The 21,603-nt window shown below is 38.5% G+C and carries 19 protein-coding genes and 2 pseudogenes; 14 read left to right on the top strand and 7 right to left on the bottom strand.

Annotation, left to right across the window (positions count from 1 at the left end):
- The first annotated feature begins 30 nt into the window (after window positions 1-30).
- On the top strand, window positions 31-240 hold the full coding sequence (locus tag O9A_RS07915) for a hypothetical protein (RefSeq protein ID WP_034457924.1): 210 nt from the start codon (window positions 31-33) through the stop codon (window positions 238-240).
- A gap of 1,059 nt (window positions 241-1,299) precedes the next feature.
- Here O9A_RS07915 and O9A_RS01045 read toward each other — a convergent pair.
- Window positions 1,300-2,085, bottom strand: a complete 786-nt coding sequence (locus O9A_RS01045) for an SURF1 family protein (RefSeq protein WP_034457922.1) — start codon at window positions 2,083-2,085, stop codon at window positions 1,300-1,302.
- 278 nt (window positions 2,086-2,363) lie between these two features.
- Between O9A_RS01045 and rpmB the strand changes: the two genes are divergently transcribed.
- From rpmB to O9A_RS08205, 3 genes and pseudogenes are all read left to right on the top strand, one after another.
- Entirely contained in the window at window positions 2,364-2,657 is a 294-nt protein-coding gene (gene rpmB, locus O9A_RS01040; protein ID WP_034457920.1) for a 50S ribosomal protein L28, read from the top strand.
- Between the two features lie 116 nt (window positions 2,658-2,773).
- Complete coding sequence (locus O9A_RS01035) at window positions 2,774-3,448, top strand: VUT family protein (RefSeq protein WP_034457917.1); 675 nt, start codon at window positions 2,774-2,776, stop codon at window positions 3,446-3,448.
- Window positions 3,449-5,107: 1,659 nt separating this feature from the next.
- Window positions 5,108-5,420: pseudogene (locus O9A_RS08205) on the top strand (helix-turn-helix domain-containing protein); the annotation flags it as partial.
- 330 nt (window positions 5,421-5,750) lie between these two features.
- On the opposite strand, the gene cobT reads toward O9A_RS08205, so the two are convergent.
- The 3 genes from cobT to O9A_RS01015 all read right to left on the bottom strand — a co-directional run bounded on the left by cobT (window position 5,751) and on the right by O9A_RS01015 (window position 9,452).
- The gene (gene cobT, locus O9A_RS01025; RefSeq protein WP_034457915.1) at window positions 5,751-7,643 is read right to left on the bottom strand and encodes a cobaltochelatase subunit CobT; all 1,893 of its coding nucleotides are present in this window, start codon (window positions 7,641-7,643) and stop codon (window positions 5,751-5,753) included.
- Between the two features lie 15 nt (window positions 7,644-7,658).
- Window positions 7,659-8,645, bottom strand: coding sequence for a cobaltochelatase subunit CobS (gene cobS / locus O9A_RS01020; RefSeq protein ID WP_034457913.1), 987 nt, complete (start codon window positions 8,643-8,645; stop codon window positions 7,659-7,661).
- Window positions 8,646-8,831: 186 nt separating this feature from the next.
- A complete protein-coding gene (locus O9A_RS01015; RefSeq protein WP_034457911.1) occupies window positions 8,832-9,452 on the bottom strand; it encodes a J domain-containing protein in 621 nt (206 codons plus the stop codon).
- 119 nt (window positions 9,453-9,571) lie between these two features.
- On the opposite strand from O9A_RS01015, the gene O9A_RS01010 reads away from it, so the two are divergent.
- The gene (locus O9A_RS01010) at window positions 9,572-9,850 is read left to right on the top strand and encodes a BolA family protein (RefSeq protein WP_034457909.1); all 279 of its coding nucleotides are present in this window, start codon (window positions 9,572-9,574) and stop codon (window positions 9,848-9,850) included.
- Between the two features lie 22 nt (window positions 9,851-9,872).
- On the opposite strand, the gene O9A_RS01005 is transcribed toward O9A_RS01010, so the two are convergent.
- Complete coding sequence (locus O9A_RS01005) at window positions 9,873-10,841, bottom strand: tyrosine recombinase XerC (protein ID WP_034457907.1); 969 nt, start codon at window positions 10,839-10,841, stop codon at window positions 9,873-9,875.
- Between the two features lie 2 nt (window positions 10,842-10,843).
- Entirely contained in the window at window positions 10,844-11,665 is an 822-nt protein-coding gene (locus O9A_RS01000; protein ID WP_034457905.1) for a SapC family protein, read from the bottom strand.
- Window positions 11,666-11,792: 127 nt separating this feature from the next.
- On the opposite strand from O9A_RS01000, the gene rimM reads away from it, so the two are divergent.
- The 8 genes from rimM to O9A_RS00960 all read left to right on the top strand — a co-directional run bounded on the left by rimM (window position 11,793) and on the right by O9A_RS00960 (window position 17,906).
- Window positions 11,793-12,335, top strand: coding sequence for a ribosome maturation factor RimM (gene rimM / locus O9A_RS00995; RefSeq protein ID WP_034460152.1), 543 nt, complete (start codon window positions 11,793-11,795; stop codon window positions 12,333-12,335).
- Between the two features lie 72 nt (window positions 12,336-12,407).
- Window positions 12,408-12,605, top strand: a complete 198-nt coding sequence (locus tag O9A_RS00990; protein ID WP_034457903.1) for a hypothetical protein — start codon at window positions 12,408-12,410, stop codon at window positions 12,603-12,605.
- Between the two features lie 16 nt (window positions 12,606-12,621).
- Window positions 12,622-13,320, top strand: a complete 699-nt coding sequence (gene trmD, locus O9A_RS00985; protein WP_034457901.1) for a tRNA (guanosine(37)-N1)-methyltransferase TrmD — start codon at window positions 12,622-12,624, stop codon at window positions 13,318-13,320.
- Between the two features lie 209 nt (window positions 13,321-13,529).
- Window positions 13,530-13,970: a 50S ribosomal protein L19 gene (gene rplS / locus O9A_RS00980; protein ID WP_034460151.1), complete on the top strand. Its 441-nt coding sequence runs from the start codon at window positions 13,530-13,532 to the stop codon at window positions 13,968-13,970.
- Window positions 13,971-14,455: 485 nt separating this feature from the next.
- Window positions 14,456-14,857: a succinate dehydrogenase, cytochrome b556 subunit gene (sdhC, locus tag O9A_RS00975; protein ID WP_034457899.1), complete on the top strand. Its 402-nt coding sequence runs from the start codon at window positions 14,456-14,458 to the stop codon at window positions 14,855-14,857.
- A gap of 18 nt (window positions 14,858-14,875) precedes the next feature.
- Window positions 14,876-15,262 (top strand): succinate dehydrogenase, hydrophobic membrane anchor protein, encoded by a 387-nt coding sequence (gene sdhD / locus O9A_RS00970; protein ID WP_034457897.1) that lies wholly within the window; start codon window positions 14,876-14,878, stop codon window positions 15,260-15,262.
- Window positions 15,263-15,267: 5 nt separating this feature from the next.
- Window positions 15,268-17,112 carry a succinate dehydrogenase flavoprotein subunit gene (sdhA, locus tag O9A_RS00965; protein ID WP_034457895.1) on the top strand — a complete coding sequence of 615 codons (1,845 nt, stop codon included), beginning with the start codon at window positions 15,268-15,270 and terminating at the stop codon, window positions 17,110-17,112.
- A gap of 14 nt (window positions 17,113-17,126) precedes the next feature.
- Window positions 17,127-17,906, top strand: coding sequence for a succinate dehydrogenase iron-sulfur subunit (locus O9A_RS00960; RefSeq protein ID WP_034457892.1), 780 nt, complete (start codon window positions 17,127-17,129; stop codon window positions 17,904-17,906).
- Between the two features lie 2,066 nt (window positions 17,907-19,972).
- Here the strand turns inward: O9A_RS00960 and O9A_RS00950 are convergent.
- Window positions 19,973-20,581: pseudogene (locus tag O9A_RS00950) on the bottom strand (lambda exonuclease family protein).
- A 636-nt stretch (window positions 20,582-21,217) separates the two neighbouring features.
- On the opposite strand from O9A_RS00950, the gene O9A_RS00940 reads away from it, so the two are divergent.
- On the top strand, window positions 21,218-21,514 hold the full coding sequence (locus O9A_RS00940; RefSeq protein WP_034457890.1) for a hypothetical protein: 297 nt from the start codon (window positions 21,218-21,220) through the stop codon (window positions 21,512-21,514).
- The last annotated feature ends 89 nt before the right edge of the window (window positions 21,515-21,603 follow it).

Below are 21,603 nucleotides of genomic sequence, written 5' to 3'. Positions count from 1 at the left end.
CTTTCATAAATGTAAAGAGAGTGATGCATAATGGCTTTTACGCTACCCCCTCACGGGCGTCGTCGTGAAGGGGGTGTGGGAGCGCTGAGAGATGCCTTTATTAAAAGCCGGAACATTTTTCCAGTCCATTACCGGTCTTATGGAGTTGTTATTTCTAATAAAGCGCTTGTTTTTTCTATGGTCTGTAAATCAATCTCAAAATCTAATGCAGCAGCATGTTTGAGACAAAGATTGAAATAGATAAAGGTTTTTTCTTCTGTTGCAGCTTTTATATGCCAATTAGGAGTAAGGGTCTTGCCTTATTTCTGTTTTGGTAATCTCTGAAACGGTTATACAGCCTTATTTAAAGAGAATATGAAGTTATAAAGGCGAAAACCAAGCACCAGCTTTGCCATCTTCTTTGAATTCGATTTTACGGCTTTCACAAGCATTTAGGAGCAATGTCTTTTGAATAACGCGCAGATATGTATTGCCTCACACTTTTGTTTATTGCGTTTTTTAATGGGGTTACGCCCCTCATGTAAAACAGAATGCCATTTTATTGCCAATTTATGCGCTTTCTTTAAAGAAACATTTCTCAAGGCATCACAACCATTTCACGATGGCGCGCCCATAAAGGGGATAGCGTAAAAACCATTGTGCACCGCCATCTTTACACTTATGAATGAGCAAGCTAGTGCTATCATTCTCTTTTCTAGCTCAAAATGTTGCGGCAACCTTTGTATTGAGGCGATTCATAAGAAGCATTTTTACTCTTTTCTTTAAGTGTTTTTATCCACACACCAATCTCGCTTATGATTGACAAGCAAGCGGTTTTAATTGATTCCTTCTAAGAGGGCTTGTGAGGAGAGAATTTTACTGTTTTCGTGATTCTCACACAAGTCAAAAAAACGATAAATTATTATTATAAATCAATATCTTAATTAAAAGTGTGCATTAGCAACACAATAGCTTTTTTTGGGGGAACGTTTCTGTTTTGGGCGTTTTGTTTTGTACACACCACCTTGATTACCTGAAGATAAGGGGAAGTGCTCATTTTTGAATATTGGCTTTTAAAATAATTGAACACCTTCAATAAATAATGGGGTAATGTTTTTCGCCCTCACGTCTATTTGAGAGATTTTCCTCAATAAACTGTATTTTTTGTCAATTCCTGTACTTTATTGAGGAAAATTTCTCTTTGGTAAGAGATCTGTTTTTTATAAAGGAAACGCTCTCATTCATGAAAAATGCATCTTTTGAAGTAGAAAATGCTCACCATCTTATTTTAAGATGTGAAGAGTATTTTTTATATTGTTTTCAGGTTTTTTGCCGTAGCAGAAAAAAAGAAGCTCCTAGAACACCAGCAGCTAAGACAAACCAAGTGATAGCGTAGACAAGGTGATTATTTCGGAAATGTACAACAGTGAGACCAGCAATGGGAAGTTTTTCCCTCGGGGCTGTTTTTTTTCCGGCATCAATAAAATAAGGAGCAACAGATGGCAGTCCAAGCTTTTGTGCCATAGCGGGGAGATCACGTGTATACCATAAATTCTCATCAGGATTATTTTTGCGTGGAAAAAAACCATTTTTTTCACTCATGCGCAGCAAACCAATAATTGTAGTTTGCTTTGTATCTGTGGCAGAACTCTGATGAATTGGAGCGTTCGTTTGTGATTTTTCTGAATTCTGAAAGTTCTGGCGTGCATCCATGGGGATAAAACCACGATTCACAAAGGTCAAACTGTTGTCGGCTGTTTGTAAAGGGGTCAAAACCCAGTAACCGCTTGTATCTTGAGCAACAGCGGTGACAAAAATATTTTTATCGATCAAAAATTTTCCGGTAATCACGACAGGTCGATACTCGTCTCTTTCAAAAGTAACATACGCCCATTGACCCTGGGGAGGGGCTTTAATAGGAGGTAAATGAACACGCTGATTAGCACTGGTGATAAGATTTGTTTTCCAATTTAATCGTTGTACTTGCCATACACCTAGTGCACTAAAGAGAAGAAAAAGACATGTACATAACGTGTCGAAGAGAAGGGAAGAGAAACGGATGTGTTTTTGTTGAAGCTCTTTCATGGAAGAATCTGTTTTGCTCATGATTAATGCTTCCTTTTACGATGCTAAATGTTGTTTTAACACGGTGAGCGTTAAAAGAAAACATTTTGTACGTCTTTTTATGAGAAGAGAAGGGAGAATGAGCCTATAAGGGATGTAAAAGGTTTTACATAAAGACTTGACCTTTTGTTGTCGACACTCTATTAGAAACACAACTTCCCAATCTTACCTGTTTAAGGGAATTTTCTGCCTGTTGTGCGTTTATTCTCTTTTGTGAGTGTCGGGATTTAAGAGTTTTTTAGAGTTTAAAGGTGAAGTTTATGTCTCGTGCCTGCGAATTGACAGGAAAAACAGTTCAGTATGGCAATAATGTTAGCCATGCGAATAATAAAACCCGTCGTCGTTTTTTACCAAATCTTTGCAATGTGACATTGATTTCTGAAGTGTTACAGCAAAGTTATCGTTTGCGCGTTTCGGCCAGTGCTTTGCGTTCTGTTGAGCACCGCGGTGGTCTTGATGGATTTTTAGTCAAAGCCAATGATAAAGAATTATCACAACGTGCCCGTTTGTTAAAACGCCAGATTGTTAAGAAAAAAGCTGAACAAGCGGCGTAATCGCTTTATGTTTATTGCAGGGCTGGATTGTGTGCTCTTAATTAGATAGGGCAGTGTTTTTTGGTTTTTTACTGTTTGATCGTTCTATTAAATGGTTCCATACTCTGGGTTAAAAAATGTTCTCAGCCAGTGCTTTATCAGCACAGAAAAATAAAAAATATATTGTTTTTTCTAGTCTTGCGATGTGTTTTTCTGTAACCATCTCTAATATTTTGGTTCAGTATCCTGTCCACTGGTTTGGTTTGAATGAGCTCCTGACTTATGGTGCTTTTACCTATCCGATTGCTTTTCTGATCAACGATTTAACCAATCGTTTTTATGGTCCGGCTGCTGCACGGTATGTGGTTTATGCTGGTTGCTTGTCTGGTTTTTTTGTTTCTTGGATATTGGCTACTCCACGTCTTGCGATTGCTTCTAGTTCAGCATTCTTATTTGGACAACTTTTCGATATTCTAGTTTTTAGTCCTTTGCGGCGTAAAGCATGGTGGAAGGCACCTTTAGTTGCAGGCTTGGTCGGTTCGGCTTTGGATACCGTTTTGTTTTTTGCGATTGCTTTTTCTAGCTCTTTTGCCTTTATCGATCAGATGATAGGTTATACGAATAGTTCAATCACGGAAAACAGTATTTTCTTGGGGCTTGAGCTTCCAGTTTGGTTCTCGCTTGCTTTTGGTGATTTTTCTATAAAAATTATCATGAGTTTTTTAATGCTGATTCCTTATGGAACAATTCTTAGCTATTTTAATCTTCCTCTTTATCAAAGCCATTCAAAAAAGTTCACCTTTGACTTGTAACAATAACAAATAGCAATTTTTCCTGTTGTTTTTCTGAAGGTGAAAAACTGCACACTTTGTTTTGTAAGAGCAGCATTTTAAAATCATCTCTGGGAGAGATATTTTCCTATAGATTTCTTATGTTTCACTATAATCTCAAGATGCTGTTTGCGTTTTAGGAGATAATAGTCTTCTAAAGATTCATATTTATATGCGTAGATAATTCAATTTCCTCAAGTGTGATTACTTTTTTAAATGATTGAAATCATAAAAGGCGTTCTACAAATAATTTTTATCCGATGAGAGAGAGCTTTTAAAAAATTTTCAGGAGAAAGTCGTATTTATTGAGAAAGAAAAGAAATGATGATCATTTTAATCGTTTTGCAATTTGAATGAGTCCCCGAATATTGTCAGATTTTTTTATTTTTAATCTGTTTATGGTGAGTCAATAAAACATCATTCGCTTATATATTATAATTAAGATTGGTGTGTAGATAAAAACTGTTTTATAAAAGCTGAAAGACATTTCTTCTGAATCCTCTTTATGCAAGAGTAAGTGATCGAGAATTGAAAAAGAGAGTGCTGCTTCTGGTTTGTCTCTGCGAGTAGGCAAGGCGTATAGAGAGGCTGCATGGTGGTTTGGTTTTGAGATTACTAAAATGGGTAATCTGCTTATGACATTGTTTATGACAGGGGCCCCTGTTTAGGGGAGGGATGTGTGAAAAAAGAAGCAAGACTATAGAGTTTGTATCTTTTTCTTGTTATGAACGAGTTTGAGGTGGATGGAGAGGCAAGTAAAAGAAGTATACTCGGGTTTATTTTTAAAGCTCTGAAATGTGACTGCGGGTTTTGGGGGAGTGATCAGCAAAAACTGCTTATCGTATAAGCCGATAAAATCGGCAATGGCGCTTTTGGTTTTTTCATTAGACCGTGTCCAAGTTGTTTTTGACAAGTTGATACTGTCATACTTATTTGCCAGCTTCCAATGTTGCTACAGACCTTCCATTGAGATGATTTATAAAAAGGCATTTTAAATTCTTTTTTTACTCATTTTTACCTACATACTAGCTCCGCTTGTGATGTGTAAGCAGATGATTTTGATTGATTAACTATGAGAGGATTTACAATTTACGATATTCGTGGTTTCCATTCATGATGCAAAACGATAAATTATATTTATAAATCAATGTCTTGTATACTGTATGATGGTATTTGGTATGCTTTCTTAGTTTCTTCCAAAGTTATATTACAATGGTGTAGCTTGGCTAAATACTGTGGTGATCTCACACGTATTTAATGGTCGAAAATTTCGTTCTTGCTTAAACGAATGCTGCAGCACCTGTTTTGTGTAGTAGTGTATGTTATAATAACCGCTTAACACACCAAGCAATATAATAGATGCAACTCATTTTATGGGCTTTGTAAATATATATAATGGGTTTATGAGGTATTTTTAGGGTATGGATTGATTAAGAACTCAAAATACCACTGACAAAAATGCCCGCGTAAAATGAAAAAAATGCTTCGAAATAAGGCTCGTAGTGTTTTTGCTAAATCTCTTGATTTGGCGAAAAAGACGCTTGCAAATTATTAAATAAACCATCAACACCTTTCATAAATTGTCTATCACACAGCTTATAGTGGTAGATTTGTATTAGTTTCTCATTGGTGAAGATAGCGATGTTTACAGATATGGCAAAAGCGAAAACAGCGGGTTTTAAAGCACCTACTATTTCGTCTAGACTAATGAAAAAGTTTGGTCGCGTAGCTTATACAACCTATCATGATGCAAAAATTAAACTCTTTTCTCAAGATATAGCGGAATTAGCGGCAGAGCTTTATGGAAAGTTGCAAGAGCTTATTCAAAACATTCACGATATGAAAGAAGTCGAGCTTACCTGGCTTACTTCTAAAGTTACATTTAAAAGGTCAAATTAAAGCTAAAAAAGCACATTTAATAATTACACAAGATTCAAACTTAATTATTATTTAAAATAAAAGCGCGTATCTTTCTTGCTTTTTTATCACTTTTGGCTGATTTTGTAGCCAATTAAACTCTTTGTTTCATTTTTTTCAAAGACAGATTTCTAGGCTTTTACGGACTTTTAAAAATCTTTAGAGGATTCTCAAAGACTTTTAAAACCTTTTCTCGTTTTTACTACCAAATCCTCATTTTTTCGATTTTTAGGTGTGAGAATCCATTTTGACAAAACTCTCATTTAATGGTAAAAAATAGTTATAAAAGCAATGAATTATAATCTTTTCCTATCTAATCTCACCTTTTCTCATTTAGTATAAAACCTGGTGTCAAATGACAAGTCTCTTATGAGGATAAGGTTTTTTTATCGTTAAAAAGTGCTTCTAATTGTTTTGTTATAGCGCCTGCAAGTTCTTCGGCATTCATAATTGTTACAGCGCGTTGATAATAGCGTGTAACATCATGACCAATGCCAATGGCAATAAGTTCTATAGGCGAATGTGTTTGAATTTCCTGAATTACAGCGCGTAAATGTTTTTCCAGATAATTGCTGGAATTCACCGAGAGTGTCGAATCATCAACAGGAGCTCCATCAGAAATGACCATGAGAATACGACGCTGTTCACGTCGTGATAAAAGGCGTTGATGTGCCCAAATTAATGCTTCACCATCAATATTTTCTTTCAGCAATCCTTCTTGCATCATGAGACCTAAATTGCGCCGTGCACGACGCCATGGGGTATCTGCACTTTTATAGATGATATGACATAAATCATTAAGGCGACCAGGATGATTAGGTTTGTTTTGGTTGAGCCATTTTTCGCGGGATTTCCCCCCTTTCCAAGCTTTGGTGGTAAAGCCTAAAATTTCAACTTTGATGCCACAACGCTCAAGAGTTTGTGCTAAAATATCTGTGCAACTTGCTGCAACCGTAATTGGTCGTCCTCTCATTGATCCCGAATTATCAATGAGCAGTGAAACAATAGTATCGCGAAATTGGGTATTGCTTTCCATTTTGAAAGAGAGTGGTTGCATTGGGTCAATGATAAGACGGGGGAGCCTTGCTGTATCGAGATATCCTTCCTCAAGGTCAAAATTCCAATTGCGATTTTGTTGTGCCATAAGGCGGCGCTGTAGGCGATTTGCTAAGCGCCCAACAATGTTTTGGAGATGATTAATTTGCTTATCAAGACAATGACGCAAGTGATCCAATTCGCTTTCAGAACAAAAATCTGTTGCTTCCAATACTTCATCAAACTGGCGGGTGAAAACTTTGTAATCAGCAAGCCTTTCCATTTGTTTTGAAACGGCGAAAAGACGCTTGGATTGATTCGATTTTTCTTGCCAACTGCTTCTTTCTTGCTCTTCTTCAGCTTGGTCATTGTCATTTGATTGTGTCGCTTGCGTTTTTCCTTGGTCTTGCTCACTGCTTTCTTGTTCAGTTTCTACTTTTTCTTCACTTTTGGCGTGTTTTTCGTTTTTGCTTTCTTTGTCTGTTTTGTTGTGAGGTTCACACTCGTTTTTTAATTTTTTATTGTCTACAGTTTCAGATGTTTCTTCTAATTGAACTGCCATTTTGAGCGCAACAAGTATTTGACGAACAATTTTTGCAAAAGCCTGTTGGTTATAAATATGGTATGTCAGTTCATTCAGTTCTGCTGCGGCTTTTCGTTCGATTTCTTGACGCCATAATTCTAATACAGGTCCAGCTTCTTTTGGGGGAGGGCGTTTTGTTATTTTTTCACGCAATAAAAGGGCAATTGCTTCTTGGATAGGGGCTTCACTTTGGGTGCTTATCTCTTGGTAATGGGCTCTTTGATATTTATCGGCCAGCATTTTATCAAGATTTTGTGCAATTCCCTCCATACTTAAAGTGCCAATTGCTTCAACACGTGTTTGCTCGAGAGCATCAAAAATAGCACGTGCTTCTGATTCAAGTGGCGCGAATTGTGTGTGAATGCGCTTATTATGCCATGCTGTGCGTAGAGCCATCGAATCCCCTAATCCACGGATGATTGTTATATCTTTTTCTGTTATGTGTTGTGGTAATTCCGGTAAACGCGCATAGTTTTCGCTTAAAGATGGCTTGGGGTGACTAAAAGAAACTTCAAGGTCATGCGTGCCAGCAATTGCTCTAATACAGCTGGAAATGGCTTTTTTAAAAGCTTCAGCATCAAGAGTGCTGTTGAGAGAGTTGTTTATCAGATTTTGGCTGTTATCATCAGTGTTGGTCGCCATGATTGACCTTATCCCTTAAGACAAGATACATTGAATCAGTGATTCCGGAAGCTCTTGTCCAAAGGCACGTTGATAAAATTCTGCGACAGTGGCACGCTCAAGTTCATCACATTTATTGAGAAAAGTTAAGCGGAAAGCAAATCCAATATTTTGAAAAATTGTTGCATTTTCTGCCCAAGTAATAACAGTGCGTGGGCTCATGACCGTTGAAAGATCTCCATTGATAAAAGATTTTCGTACCATATCAGCAACATGTACCATTTGTGAAATTATCTTTTTCCCCTCAATCGTTTGAAAAGATTTGACCTTTGAACAAACGATATCAACTTCTTTATCGTGAGGTAAATAGTTTAAAATCGTCACAATGGACCAGCGGTCCATTTGCGCCTGATTAATTTGCTGCGTGCCATGATAAAGTCCTGTTGTGTCACCAAGACCAATGGTATTGGCCGTTGCAAAAAGGCGAAATGCTGGATGAGGGGCAATAACACGATTTTGATCAAGCAAGCTCAATCGTCCACAGGCTTCAAGAACGCGTTGGATGACAAACATAACATCTGGGCGACCTGCGTCGTATTCATCGAAAACAAGAGCAATGTTGTTTTGATAAGCCCATGGCAAAATGCCTTCTTTAAATTCAGTAATTTGCAGGCCATCTTGCAAAACAATGGCATCTTTTCCTACGAGATCAATACGGCTGATATGACTATCGAGATTAATTCGGAAACAAGGCCAGTTTAGACGTGCGGCAACTTGTTCAATATGCGTTGATTTACCCGTGCCGTGATAACCAGAAACCATAACACGGCGGTTAAAGGCAAAGCCTGCTAAAATTGCTAAAGTTGTTTGTTGATCAAAAAGATAATGAGGATCTAAATCAGGAACATGGGGGCTTTTTGTGCTAAAAGCAGGGATTTTCATGTCTGTATCAATATGAAACAAATCACGAGTGCAGACTTTGATATCTGGCACATTTTCAACTGTAAGCTTTGTTTTTTTCATCGTTTTTCTGGAAGGGAAAGGACGCTATTTATTTTCGTTGGTTAAAAAACGATACAAGAGTTAAAGCGTTTATGCAATGTCCTATAATGAAAGTCTTAGATATGAAAGGAACCCTTTATATTTTATTATTTTTGTGAAAGCAATGATGATTTGAACGAAAATAGAGTTGTATGGGCACGTATTTTTTTAGCACAAACCAGATTTTTTGAGCAAATTATAGGCGTTTAGAACATCACGAAAACGCTCTTCTGAAGAACGATTGCCTCCATTGGAATCAGGATGATGTTTTTTTACAAGTTCTTTGTATTTTGCTTTAATATCTTCAGCTGAAGCATTTGCTTGTAATCCCAATGTATCAAAAGCTTTCGCTTCTAAGGGTTTTAATTTTCGTGAGAAGTGAGTGGTTGAATGACGCCCCGTAAACAGTGTAAAGGGGTTGCGCATACGATTTTGATAGGCAGCTGTACCAGAGCGAATTTGTGCATAATTTGCAGCTGTTTTTTTCGACGTTCCATTGCTAAAATCGGTAGGCCATGTTGGACGATGTCCTGTAAGGGCATCCTTTTGAAATTTTGCAATATCTTTATCACTAAGGCCAGAGAAGTAATTAAAGTTTTTATTATAGGCACGCACATGTTCAATGCAAAAATGTAAATACTGTCCTTCGTGATTTCGGCCCGCTGGTGCTTTATAGGATGCTGCTTTTTCACATCCTTTCCATTGGCATTTTTGCGCTTCTGCCCCAGCCGTTTGTTTTTTATTAGAACTGATTCGAATGGAGTCGAATAATTTGGATGTTATCGTCATATCTTTGGTTTATGCAAAATCAATTGATTTGACAAGAATTGACTTTTGAAAAATTTATTTTCACACTTATTTGGTAATAAAACAAGAGGTATTGCGTTCATTTTGTGAAGGAATAAAAAATGCCTACTGCGATTCAAACAACGATTAACAGAAAGCTCCAGGATGCCTTTTGTCCGCAAAAGCTTGAGGTGATTAACGAGAGCCATCTTCATGTTGGGCATCCTCATCATGAGCATGCTTTTGATGGGAAAGGGGAAACGCATTTTCGGGTGAAAATTCTGTCTGTTTCTTTTTCGGGTATGACACGGGTAGAAATACATCGTGCGATTTATAAAGTTTTACAGAAAGAGTTAGCAACATGTGTTCATGCTTTGGCGCTTGAAGTTGAATCTGTTTAACATTTTTTTATTTAAAAGTCTTTCAAGCACGGGGATGCGTCTTTTGATAAATTTCTAACAAGTGCTCGGTATCTACATGGGTATAGGCTTGGGTGGTGGAAAGACAAGCATGGCCTAGAAGCTCTTGAATGGTGCGCAGATCTCCTCCCCGTGATAAAAGGTGGGTGGCAAAAGAATGGCGCAGTGTATGGGGAGTGGCAGTTTCTGGTAAACCAAGGTATGCACGTAAGTTTCGCACAGTTTTCTGAATAATAGCTGGCTGCAAGGGACCACCTCGCGCACCACGGAACATCGGTTGATTGTCCACTAAAGGGTATGGGCAGCATTTAAGATAATTTTGTACTGTTTCGTAAACCACTTTAATGAGGGGGACAAGACGTGTTTTCCCTCCTTTCCCAGTTACGAATAAACTTGTTTTTTGCGGATCAGAAAATTGTTCTGGTGTGAGGCTTAAGGCTTCTGATATTCGCATTCCACAGCCATAGAGAAGCGTTAACACAGCAGCGTTACGAGCGGTGATCCACGGTTCGTTTTCCTGTTGATTTTCTTGTTTGACTAAATGCAGGGCTGATTTTACGGTTAAAGGTTTTGGTAGCAATTTGGAGTGTTTGGGGGTTCGGACAAGTTTAGCAGCAGGAATACTGGCGATTCCTTCGCGGGATAGGTAGTTGAAAAAAGAACGTAAACCCGCCATCCCGCGGCTTAAAGAGCGAGCGCTTATATCGTGTTTGCGACGGTAAGCTAGATAAGCACGCAAGTCCATAACGCGTAAGTTGGCGAGATCATTGAAAGTCAATGTGTGCCCAAAATGTTGACAGAGAAAAAACAAAAATTGCCGTGTATCACGCTCATAGGCTTGCACTGTATGTGTTGCCATACGACGTGTTCCTAAAAGATTATCCAGCCACTTCTTCCTTGCAGCTAAAACAGAAGGGGCAGCTGGAATCAGAGAAAAACTTTTGTCTTTTCTATTATCCTTTTTTGGAGGCATTTCTAGTTGAGAGTCTCTTTATTTTTAGGTTTTTCATCTTTGTCGTGACCATTCTTTTTGGAAGCTTGTCCTTTATGATTGGTCATGTTTTTTTCGCCTTTTAGAGAGAGTATTTTTAAAAGATTGTGCGTTGACATAAGATGCGCAAAAATCAATCCTAAAAAGCCATTTTTATGCAGTTTAGCAAGTTGGCTTGCCGATAATTTATTCAATTTTTCTTCATCAACAACCCAAAAATGTTCTAATTGTGCTGAAAGGCCTTTGTCGTTTTTCACATTGATTGATTTTTGGCTCAGAAGCTCCATATCCACAAGGGTGTCAATAAACGCAGCTGTTTTTTCCATAGCAATTTTAAAACTCTCAAGAAAACGAATACGTTCTTCCATAAAAGGAGAAATAGAACCATCTGAATTAAAGAGTTCCGTGCCGGCAACTTCATTAAACATGCCTGATTGCTGATCAAAACAAACAGAGAGTTCTTTTTCATTGCTAATTTGCGCAAGAACAAAAGGATAGCGACGAACAAAAGCTGGAAGATAGGTATCTTTTTTCCAATTTTTATCAGAGGTGATGTAATCATTTTCGTCATTAGAAAGACCAACAAGAGCAGCTGACGTATAATGCCGTTTTTTTTGTTCATCTTCTGCGCACATAAATAAAATAGGATAGTCTAGAGCAGCTTGAAAATATTCACTGCTTGCTAAAGGAACCCAGTGTGTATCTTTGGCAAAAGACATATCTTTTGGAGGAGCAAATTTTAGATTTTTATGGGAAACTTTGTTGACTGGGGTGATATCTTTGTAAAAAAGCATAACATTTGCCATAAGACTTCTCCTTTTATTTTTTGTTAATTTGCTTTGTTACCAAGAAAGGTCTTTCTGGAAGATTTTTAATATGGCAACAAGAGTTAATAGAAAGCTACAAGTGAAGGATTCGTTTTTAGAAGATGATATGAAATATAATAGAGAAAAGCTTAAAAATAAAGTCTGTCTTGCCATTATTGGTATGCCTCATGGCATAAAAGGTGATGTTTTGCTGAAGATTTTGAGTGCCGAACCACAGCGTTTAAAAACTTATGGTATCCTTTATGATGATATGGGACATCCTTATGAAATTTTAACACTTCGTATACAAAAAAAGAATGCGATTGTGCATTTTAAAGGGGTTGAAGATCGTAATGCTGCTAAGGTTTTAAGGGGGATTCACCTTTATGTTGCCCGTGATCAATTGTTGGATGATTTGACTGAGGATGAATTTTATCAGGTGGATTTAATAGGGCTTCGTGTCCAAGATTGTGCTGGTCAAATCCTCGGTAATGTGAGTGGTTTTTTTAATTTCGGCGCTGGTGATTTGCTTGAAATGCGTTTGAATACGGGTAAAACCGTGCTTATCCCTTTTAGCAAGGCGGCGGTGCTAGAAGTTTGCATCGCTTCTGGTTTTCTTGTTGTTGATCTAGTGGCTTCTGGTTTAAGTGATATGGGAGAAAATATTTGAAGGGAAAATAGCTTCAACCAAAAAATAAAGGTGCAGGCAAAAAATGAAAGTGAAAAATGAAGGCATGCAAGAGTGTGCTTCTTAACACGTGTGGGGGCACTTTATCCTAACATGTTTTCTGGGTTTTTAGAGTACTCTTTAGCAGGACAAGCTTTAAGGCGGTGGATCTGGGCATTGGATGCGAAGCAGATGAACGATTTTCCTTTGAGTAAACATTCTGGACTTTATGATATACCGGATGACGTTAATTTGGTGCGGCTTCTAGGTTAAAGGTGAGAATGAAAAAATGAAATTTCAAGCATACGTTTTAACACTTTATCCTGAAATGTTCCCTGGTTTTTTGGGTTATTCTTTAGCAGGGCAAGCTTTAGAGCGGGGGATATGGTCGCTGGAGACAGTACAGATTAGGGATTTTGCTTTGGATAAACACCATAGCGTTGATGATACCCCTGCTGGTGGTGGTGCAGGTATGGTGATGCGGGCTGATGTGTTAGCGGCGGCACTGGATAGTTGTCCAGATGATTCCCAAAGATTGTTGATGAGTCCGCGTGGGCGACCTTTCCATCAGGCTTATGCACGTTCTTTGGCGCGGTCTTCGGGAGTGACATTGGTTTGTGGGCGTTTTGAAGGTGTCGATGAGCGGATAATAGAGGCGCGGGAATTGGAAGAAGTATCCATTGGTGATTATATTCTTTCAGGGGGCGAAACGGCGGCACTGGTTCTTTTGGATGCTATTGTGCGTCTTCTTCCCGGTGTTATGGGCAATGAGATTTCCGCAAAGTGTGAAAGTTTTGAGAATGGTTTGCTTGAGCACCCTCAATATACGCGCCCTACTGTTTTTGAAGGGCGTGGTATTCCGCCAGTGTTGACGTCAGGTCATCACAAAGCTATTGCAGATTGGCGTCAACAGCAAGCCGAATTGTTAACACGGCAGCGACGCCCTGATCTTTATGCTCTTTATGATAAAAATCGTCAGAAAACTTGATTCATGTTGCAAGGTGGTGTATTGCATGGCTCTCTTTTTAAACAGTTTTCCTGTGAAGGGTTTTATTGAGTTCCAAAATTAAGAGACGGTGTATTCGCTCCTGTGTTATGCATAGCCTTAAAGGACTTCTTTTCTCTCTCTAGAAAAGGCTTTTTTTGGCAAGAGATGAGCGCTCTGACTGTTCGATAAAGAACATGAAGGATGAAAAAATGAATATTATCGCGCAGCTCGAAGCTGAACAATGTGCAAAAATTGCAGCAAAACGCCAACTGCCAGCTTTTCAGCCAGGAGATACAGTGCGTGTCATGGTACGTGTTACTGAAGGTACCAGAACCCGTGTTCAGGCTTATGAAGGGGTTTGTATCGCGCGTTCAGGTGGTGGTTTGAATGAAACCTTTACGGTGCGTAAGATTTCTTATGGTGAGGGTGTTGAACGTGTGTTTCCGGTTTATTCGCCTTTGATTGAGGGTGTTGAACTTGTGCGCCGAGGTAAAGTGCGTCGGGCAAAGCTCTATTATTTGCGTAATTTAAGAGGTAAAGCTGCGCGTATCACTGAAAAGAAAGATCAACGGAAAAAAAGTGCAAAGATTGCTGAAAAAGAACAAAAATCCCTTGTTAGAGTGGAGACTCTAACACACGCGACAGAATAACTGCTGCATCTGCTAGAATTTATGAAAAAGCGGCTTTTATATCGCTTTTTTATAGTGTAAGTGATTCGTATTGGTTGTGAAAGAAGTTGCTTTCAGATGTATTAAAATGTTTAAAAACTATCAAAAGTCTACATATCATCTTTCTTTGAAAATAGTTTGAATTTAAAGCAGTTTGAAGCATATCATTGATATTCAAAGCAGGGATAACTAAATTTGCAAAAATCCGTGTTTATCTTTGAGAAACAGTATGAGACCTTTGACGTGAAGATAAAATTGTATTAGATTGAGGCGAGTTTTACAGCTCCATGCTTGTAGGGCAATCGGTTTTTTTTATGCGCGACCTTTAATCCGTTATTTAAGACAACCGACCTGTAATATTGGTTCTTTGAGATGCCAAAAGTAGAAATGATAGTGCACTTGGCACATTTTGTGCGGGTCTTTTCGTTCATAATGCAGTTTCAGTAAAAATCAGGTCAGGATATTTTATGACAGAGATAACTAGGACAAAACAGCGCCCTCGTTCCCCCCATGTAACTATTTATCGTTGGACCATCACTATGGCGATGTCAATCGCACATCGTATCACCGGTGTTGCACTTTATTTTGGAATGGTTTTCTTTGCTATTTGGTTAATTTCAGTCAGCTGTGGAGCAGAGGCATTTAGAACGGTTCATGAAATTTATACTTCTTTTCCAGGGCTTTGCATTTTGTTTCTTTACACCCTTGCAGGGGTGCATCATATGGTGGGTGGTATCCGCCACATTGTTTGGGATATGAAGCCTTGCCTTTTGGCTAAGGAAAAGGCAACAATGACTGCGTGGGCAACAGTTTTTATTTCTCTTATTGTTACTCTTGCGATTTGGATTATAGGGTATAACATTGTCTAGTTGGGGGTGGAAAGAGATATGAAAAAGGATTTTCGAACCGAACTTGGAAAAGTCCGCGGGCGGGGAAGCGCACATGAAGGAACAGAGCATTTTTGGCTACAGCGTTTAACAGGTTTTATAAATCTGCCACTTTTGATATTTTTTATTGTTCTTATCCTCTCGCTTGTTGGAAAAGATTACAGCATTGTACGTGCTCGACTTGCACATCCTGTTGTCACTATTTTAATGGGATTGCTTACTCTTTCACTCCTTTATCATATGAAACTTGGAATGCAGGTGGTTATTGAAGATTATATTCCCCGTGAAGGTTTACGGATACTCTTTTTAGTCTTAAATGTTTTGTTTTGTTTTGTTTTGGGAGGGGTTATCATTTTTGCTCTTTTGAAAATTGCATTAGGGGGTTAAAGGATATGGTGAGCACAGGATCATCTCTAGGCGCTAGAGCAGGCAATGCCCCGTATTGCACTGTAGATCATAAATTCGATGTTGTTGTTGTTGGAGCAGGTGGGGCTGGTTTGCGTGCTACGCTTGGTATGGCAGAGCAGGGATTAAAAACAGCCTGCATCACAAAGGTTTTTCCAACCAGGTCGCACACGGTTGCTGCACAAGGTGGCATTGCAGCCTCACTTTCCAATATGGGACCTGATAATTGGCAATGGCATTTGTATGATACGGTAAAGGGATCTGATTGGTTGGGTGATACCGATGCAATGGAATATTTGGTGCGTAATGCACCTGCTGCTGTCTACGAATTAGAACATTATGGGGTTCCTTTTTCACGGACGCAAGAAGGAAAAATTTATCAGCGTCCCTTTGGTGGACATACAACACAGTTTGGTGAAGGCCCACCTGTACAGCGTACTTGTGCTGCGGCTGATCGCACCGGGCATGCCATTTTGCATACGCTTTATGGACAGAGTTTAAAGCATAATGCGCAGTTCTTTATTGAATATTTTGCGCTTGATTTGATTATGACCAATGGTGTGTGTACCGGGGTTGTTGCCTGGAATCTTGATGATGGTGTTATGCACCGTTTTGCTGCAAAGATGGTTGTTCTCGCAACTGGTGGCTATGGACGTGCTTATTTTTCGGCGACATCAGCGCATACCTGTACAGGGGATGGTGGGGGAATGATCGCTCGTGCTGGATTGCCACTACAGGATATGGAGTTTGTTCAATTCCATCCTACAGGGATTTATGGTTCTGGCTGTTTAATTACAGAAGGAGCTCGTGGCGAAGGGGGCTATTTGATCAATTCTGAGGGCGAGCGCTTTATGGAGCGCTATGCCCCTTCCTTTAAGGATTTAGCTTCACGTGATTTGGTTTCACGCTGTATAACCCTTGAAATTCGTGAAGGGCGTGGTGTTGGTCCAAGAAAAGATCATATCCATTTGGTTCTCAACCATATTGATCCTGCTATTTTGCATGAGCGCTTACCGGGGATTTCTGAATCCGCACGCATTTTTGCAGGGGTTGATGTGACAAAAGAACCTATTCCCATCCTGCCAACGGTTCATTATAACATGGGCGGTATTCCCACAAATTACTATGGAGAAGTTCTCAATCCAACGGCTGATTCGCCTGATCGTGTTCAACCGGGTTTGATGGCCGTGGGGGAAGCCGGTTGTGCTTCTGTTCATGGTGCTAATCGTTTGGGGTCAAATTCATTGATTGATCTTGTCGTATTTGGTCGTGCCGCTGCAATTCGTGCCGGTGAAGTGATTGATCGAAATGCGGGAATTCCACCTCTTAATGAGGTGGCTGTTGATGAAATTATGGCACGTTTTGACCGTTTACGCTTTGCGCAAGGGGCAATACCAACCGCTGTATTGCGTGAAAAAATGCAACGTACTATGCAGGAAGATGCTGCTGTTTTCCGTACAGAAGATTCTTTGCAACAAGGATGCCAACGCATAAGTCAAATCTGGGGTGAATTGGCTGATCTCAAAGTCACAGATCACTCTCTGATATGGAATTCTGATTTGGTTGAGACATTAGAACTTGAGAATTTGATGGCCAATGCAATCACCACTGTTTATTCTGCAGAGGCGCGTTTAGAAAGTCGAGGGGCACATGCGCGTGAAGATTATCCAGAGCGTGATGACGTAAATTGGCGTAAACATACACTTTCGCATTTGTCAAAAGATGGTAAGGTAACTTTATCCTATCGACCTGTCCATGTTGATCCCTTAACATCTGAAGCAGATGGTGGTATAGACTTAAAACGTATTGCACCTAAAAAACGTGTTTACTAAGGGGAGAATGAATTATGGTACAAATTAAGCTTCCCAAAAACTCACAAATAAAACCGGGAAAGGTTTGGCCTAAGCCTAAAGGTGCTACGCAACTTACCGAGTTTCATGTTTACCGTTGGTCGCCTGATGATGAGGAAAATCCTCATCTGGATACCTATTATGTTGATCGTTCGGCTTGTGGTCCGATGATTCTTGATGGGCTATTATTTATTAAGAATCATATTGATTCAACTTTGACACTTCGTCGATCGTGTCGTGAAGGTATCTGTGGTTCCTGTGCAATGAATATTGATGGAACAAATACGCTGGCTTGTACCAAAGGGATGGATGATGTAAAGCACCCCATTAAAGTGTATCCTTTGCCTTCCATGCCGGTTGTTAAAGATTTGGTTCCTGATTTGAAGCGCTTTTATGCGCAGCATCGTGTGATTGAGCCTTGGTTGCAAACCGTCTCTCCTGAACCTGCAAAAGAGTGGTTACAAAGTCATTCAGATCGCCAAAAAATAGATGGTCTTTATGAGTGCATTTTGTGTGCCTGTTGTCAGACATCATGTCCAAGCTATTGGTGGAATGGTGATCGTTATTTGGGGCCAGCTATTTTGCTCCAGGCTTACCGTTGGATCGCTGATTCACGTGATGAGATGTGCGGTGAGCGTCTTGATAATTTAGAAGATCCTTTTCGCCTTTATCGGTGTCATACGATTATGAATTGTACACAAACTTGTCCAAAAGGCTTAAATCCAGCAAAGGCAATTGCTGAGATCAAAAAACTCATGGTTGAGCGTCGCCTTTAAAAATTAACCGGTTAATGAGGAGGATAAAGTAAGGGGGCTATAGGACTCCTCTGTATTTTTTGTATTCTTAATGGTGTATGGATCTTAATCTCTCAAAATTTGTTGATTCTTATGAGGATTAAGATGTGGTTATTACAGTGTTAAAAAAAACAACATCTTTTTAGACAAAAGAGAGAGCTGATGAAGAGGGAGGTCGCTTGAATGTATGTGAGAGGTTGCAGCAGTTTAGTGTTCCTAGACATATTCCCCTGTCATAAAAATTATGCTTCATTTTACTGGAGTTGTATGACTACCTATTTTATCTTCTTTCAGCTGGGAAAAAGAGAAATGCTTACTGTTGTTTAAGATATAACTTTCGTTATGTTTTTGACTCGATTGCTTGCCTACATATAGGCTAACAGGTTTTTCTGAACAATAGAAAATTCTTATATTTTATTTCTTAACGTGAGAGATAGAATTTATTGCGAAATTTCCCATTATGCAAAGTTAAGTTGAGAAAGAAACTATAGAGTGAGATTGGCATATGATGGAGTCGTAAAATTGAGCCGAAACGTTCTCAGATGATAGTTTTGTTACTAAAAATGGGGCGTGTATGGGATTTGCAAATCAATCAATAAGGTGGATAAATGTGTTAAGCTGCTCTGCTATCAGTTGTTGGATTGGCATGTGCTCTCTCTCCGCGCACTCAATATAATGCATTGAACTATCTGTTTTAATCAATTGCATGAATTGTTTGGTCAAAAATTATAACAGAATGGCATGCAGATAGAACATAGCACTTCTGAACAGATTAATTTATTAAAAAAATGAGTAAGTTAAACAAATATGAGGGAAATTTATAGTGATATTGATATTATAAAGTTTTTTTGTTTCTATCCCTTGTTTTTTTGTAGTTTGTTTATTGCTTCAAGAGTTAGTCTTCTAAGGTTTGCGCTCTTCGTGTAAAGAAATGCCATTTTTCTTCTGTTCAGCTAAAAGTTGCTGATAATGTTGCTCCTAAATTGACAGAACGTCTTGCTACTAATTTCGGTAAAATAGGAAGAAAGACATTTGTTTGGAATTTACTTTTCTCTGTTTTGAGATGCATGATACTATCTTTGACGTCTCTATAGCTAACGCAAACTGCATCAAAACAACGCAATTTTGTATATAGAAGTACATCAATCCAGATACGTTCATGTATCCCATGAAACTATTTTTGATAATATTTCTCTATGTCTTTTTCTGTCCAGGCCGGGAAAATCTTTATTTTTGAGATTTGTTTTTTTGAATTCTAATGCTGGGTTACTTTCCAAAAGTCCCTGTTCAATTTAAAAGTCTGTTGAGTGCTTTCAGAAAATTTTGAGCAACTGAGGGTATTTCTTTACGCAACACCTGCTGTATATGTGATTTCTTTATTTTTTTGTATGAAACGTTGTTTATGGTGTCGGAAACTTTCATCAGAATAAAGTTTTCTCTATCTTTTTGTAATTTTAGCAAGGTTGTATCAATTAACGCTATTAAAATATTGTTTAAGAAGCTATGCAAATGAATCTTCAATCAGTTTACTGGGTTTGGGTTTAGGAGGTTGATGCTTTGTAATTCGGCAAGTGCGCTTTTGTAATTATCAACAAATTCTTGCATTCCATAGATTATACGGATTCTTATACGTGCTCCATGACCAATTCGCTAATCTTACCATGGCGTGTAATTTCTTTGACGAAATAAGGAGGGTGGAGGTTGAGTATGGCAATTTTCCATCTTAAAGAATAACGCTTTGTAATATTTATTCTTTGACAAATCTAATAATTTATTATGATAACTAGCTGAGTTTTGTATTGAGATGTCGGATTTAAGGTAGATAAAAAGTGCACCCGTGGATTTGATTCCTATTAATTCACATTCTTGTTTTTTTGCTTCTCTTCAAGCTTGCGCAATTGCTAATTGTGTTATGGTAGCTGGATGAGGTGTTATGTCTTTTCTCTTTACATCTAGATGTAATGCACTCGTAGTGTGAATCACACATGTATTGAAAGTTGTTCTGAAAGGATAGGAGTGTTTGGAGGCTATCACGCACCCCCATAGTGTTAAGCGGCTTTTACCAAGATCTGTTTTACCTTTTCTTCTATTTCCGCTAAAAAAGTTTCAACAGCTTTGTTAATCTTTTCATTTTGTTTTTTATTCGGGTGCACGCGTTTGATTCTCATGCGTAGGTGAGATGATTGCCTTGTGAAGTGTGGATCATAGCTTACAAAATCACACCATTTGCGTCCTGTACATGCCATTTGAAATTGTATTTGTGTACTATATTCTGGTTTGATATTGCTATCCATAAAAAAACGCAGATAGGTTGCTTGATTACGGATACTTGACTTAACTGTCCTCACCAATAAACCCATCATGACTTGCTCCCGTCATTTCAATTGTTGGGTGTTGGATAAATCTACACCTTGTGACATTGGTATCATAAATGAACTCATATTTTTGCAAGGTATCATCTTCATGTTCAACAGTCCATCTCATATCTTCAGTTTTATAGTAAAGGCTTGTTTCGTCAGTTAAGCGTTTAGTGATGAGTTTGATTTTGTGCTCCTCATATTTGCTTGTAGGTGTTCCCTTTTTGCTGTTTTATTAATAACGTTGTAAATGTTTGAAGCGGTAACTTTTCCTAATCGTGTTTGAAACCACTCTGCTATTCGATTTCGTCTAAAAAAAAATCATATGCTGCACTCTGTTTAATAAAGTCGTGATGTATGATGCTGTCACAGTATTCACCTTCCCATTTTCAAAGGTAGAATTTTTGCGATATCTTCACAACGATTAGTTTTTGGTTCGATGCACAAAATTTGAAAAGCATTATCGGTTATCGTTGATAAAGTCGATAATGTCACTTTCTTCGTAGAAAGTTCTGGTGTTCATGCTGCGTGTGTGCATACTGAAACTTTACAGACTTAAGGAAAATAATCATAGCTGTAAAAAATGATTATCCATATAAGAAGTTACAAGATGGTGCAAAAGAAACAAGCAAAAATGATGCAGGTAAAGCTCGTTTTGATCTCATCCGGCCGTTAGCTTTGATTGAAATTGGTCGTGTTCTAGAGTTTCGTGCAAAGAAATACTGAGCAAACAATTGGCATAAGGGGATGGATTAGAGCTGTTTTCATGGGGCTGTTTTGCATCATTATCAGGGCTGGTGGAGAAGATAAAGATGTTAAGAATGATTTATCATACTTAGCCTATGCGGCTTGTTGCCTTCTTTTTTTGATGGAATACAAAGCTAAACAGATTGGTCATGATGACCACCCTAAGAAATAAATGGAGATTCAAATCAAATGAGTTGGAATGAAATTTTATTGATAATTTTGGTTGTGTTGTTGCTGTTTAGCGGGGTTATGTTTCAGTTTGCTTTGTATTATCGAAATCAGGCTAAAAATCTTACAGGAAAACTCGAAGATAGAAAGCGTGAGGTTTTAATAGAAACTAAGGCGATTATTGATCAATGTGCAGCGGATCTTAAAAAATATGATGCGGAGATTAAAGCACGTGACGAGGAAATTGAAAAACTACAACAAAATCTTAAGCATCTCGAGGAAGAAGCTAAGGAAAACTTTCATAAGAGGAAAAGTTAGTGGGAAGCTAAAGATAAGTACAAAACACTTTTTTCCATAACTACTAATCTGTATCTGCTTTATGGAGTTTATTACTTTTTTAAACTGAT

Source organism: Bartonella koehlerae C-29 (assembly GCF_000706625.1).
In the GTDB taxonomy this organism is placed as follows: Bacteria; Pseudomonadota; Alphaproteobacteria; order Rhizobiales; family Rhizobiaceae; genus Bartonella; species Bartonella koehlerae.
Note: the sequence above shows the minus strand (reverse complement) of the source record. Positions and strands in the feature narration are given on the sequence as shown.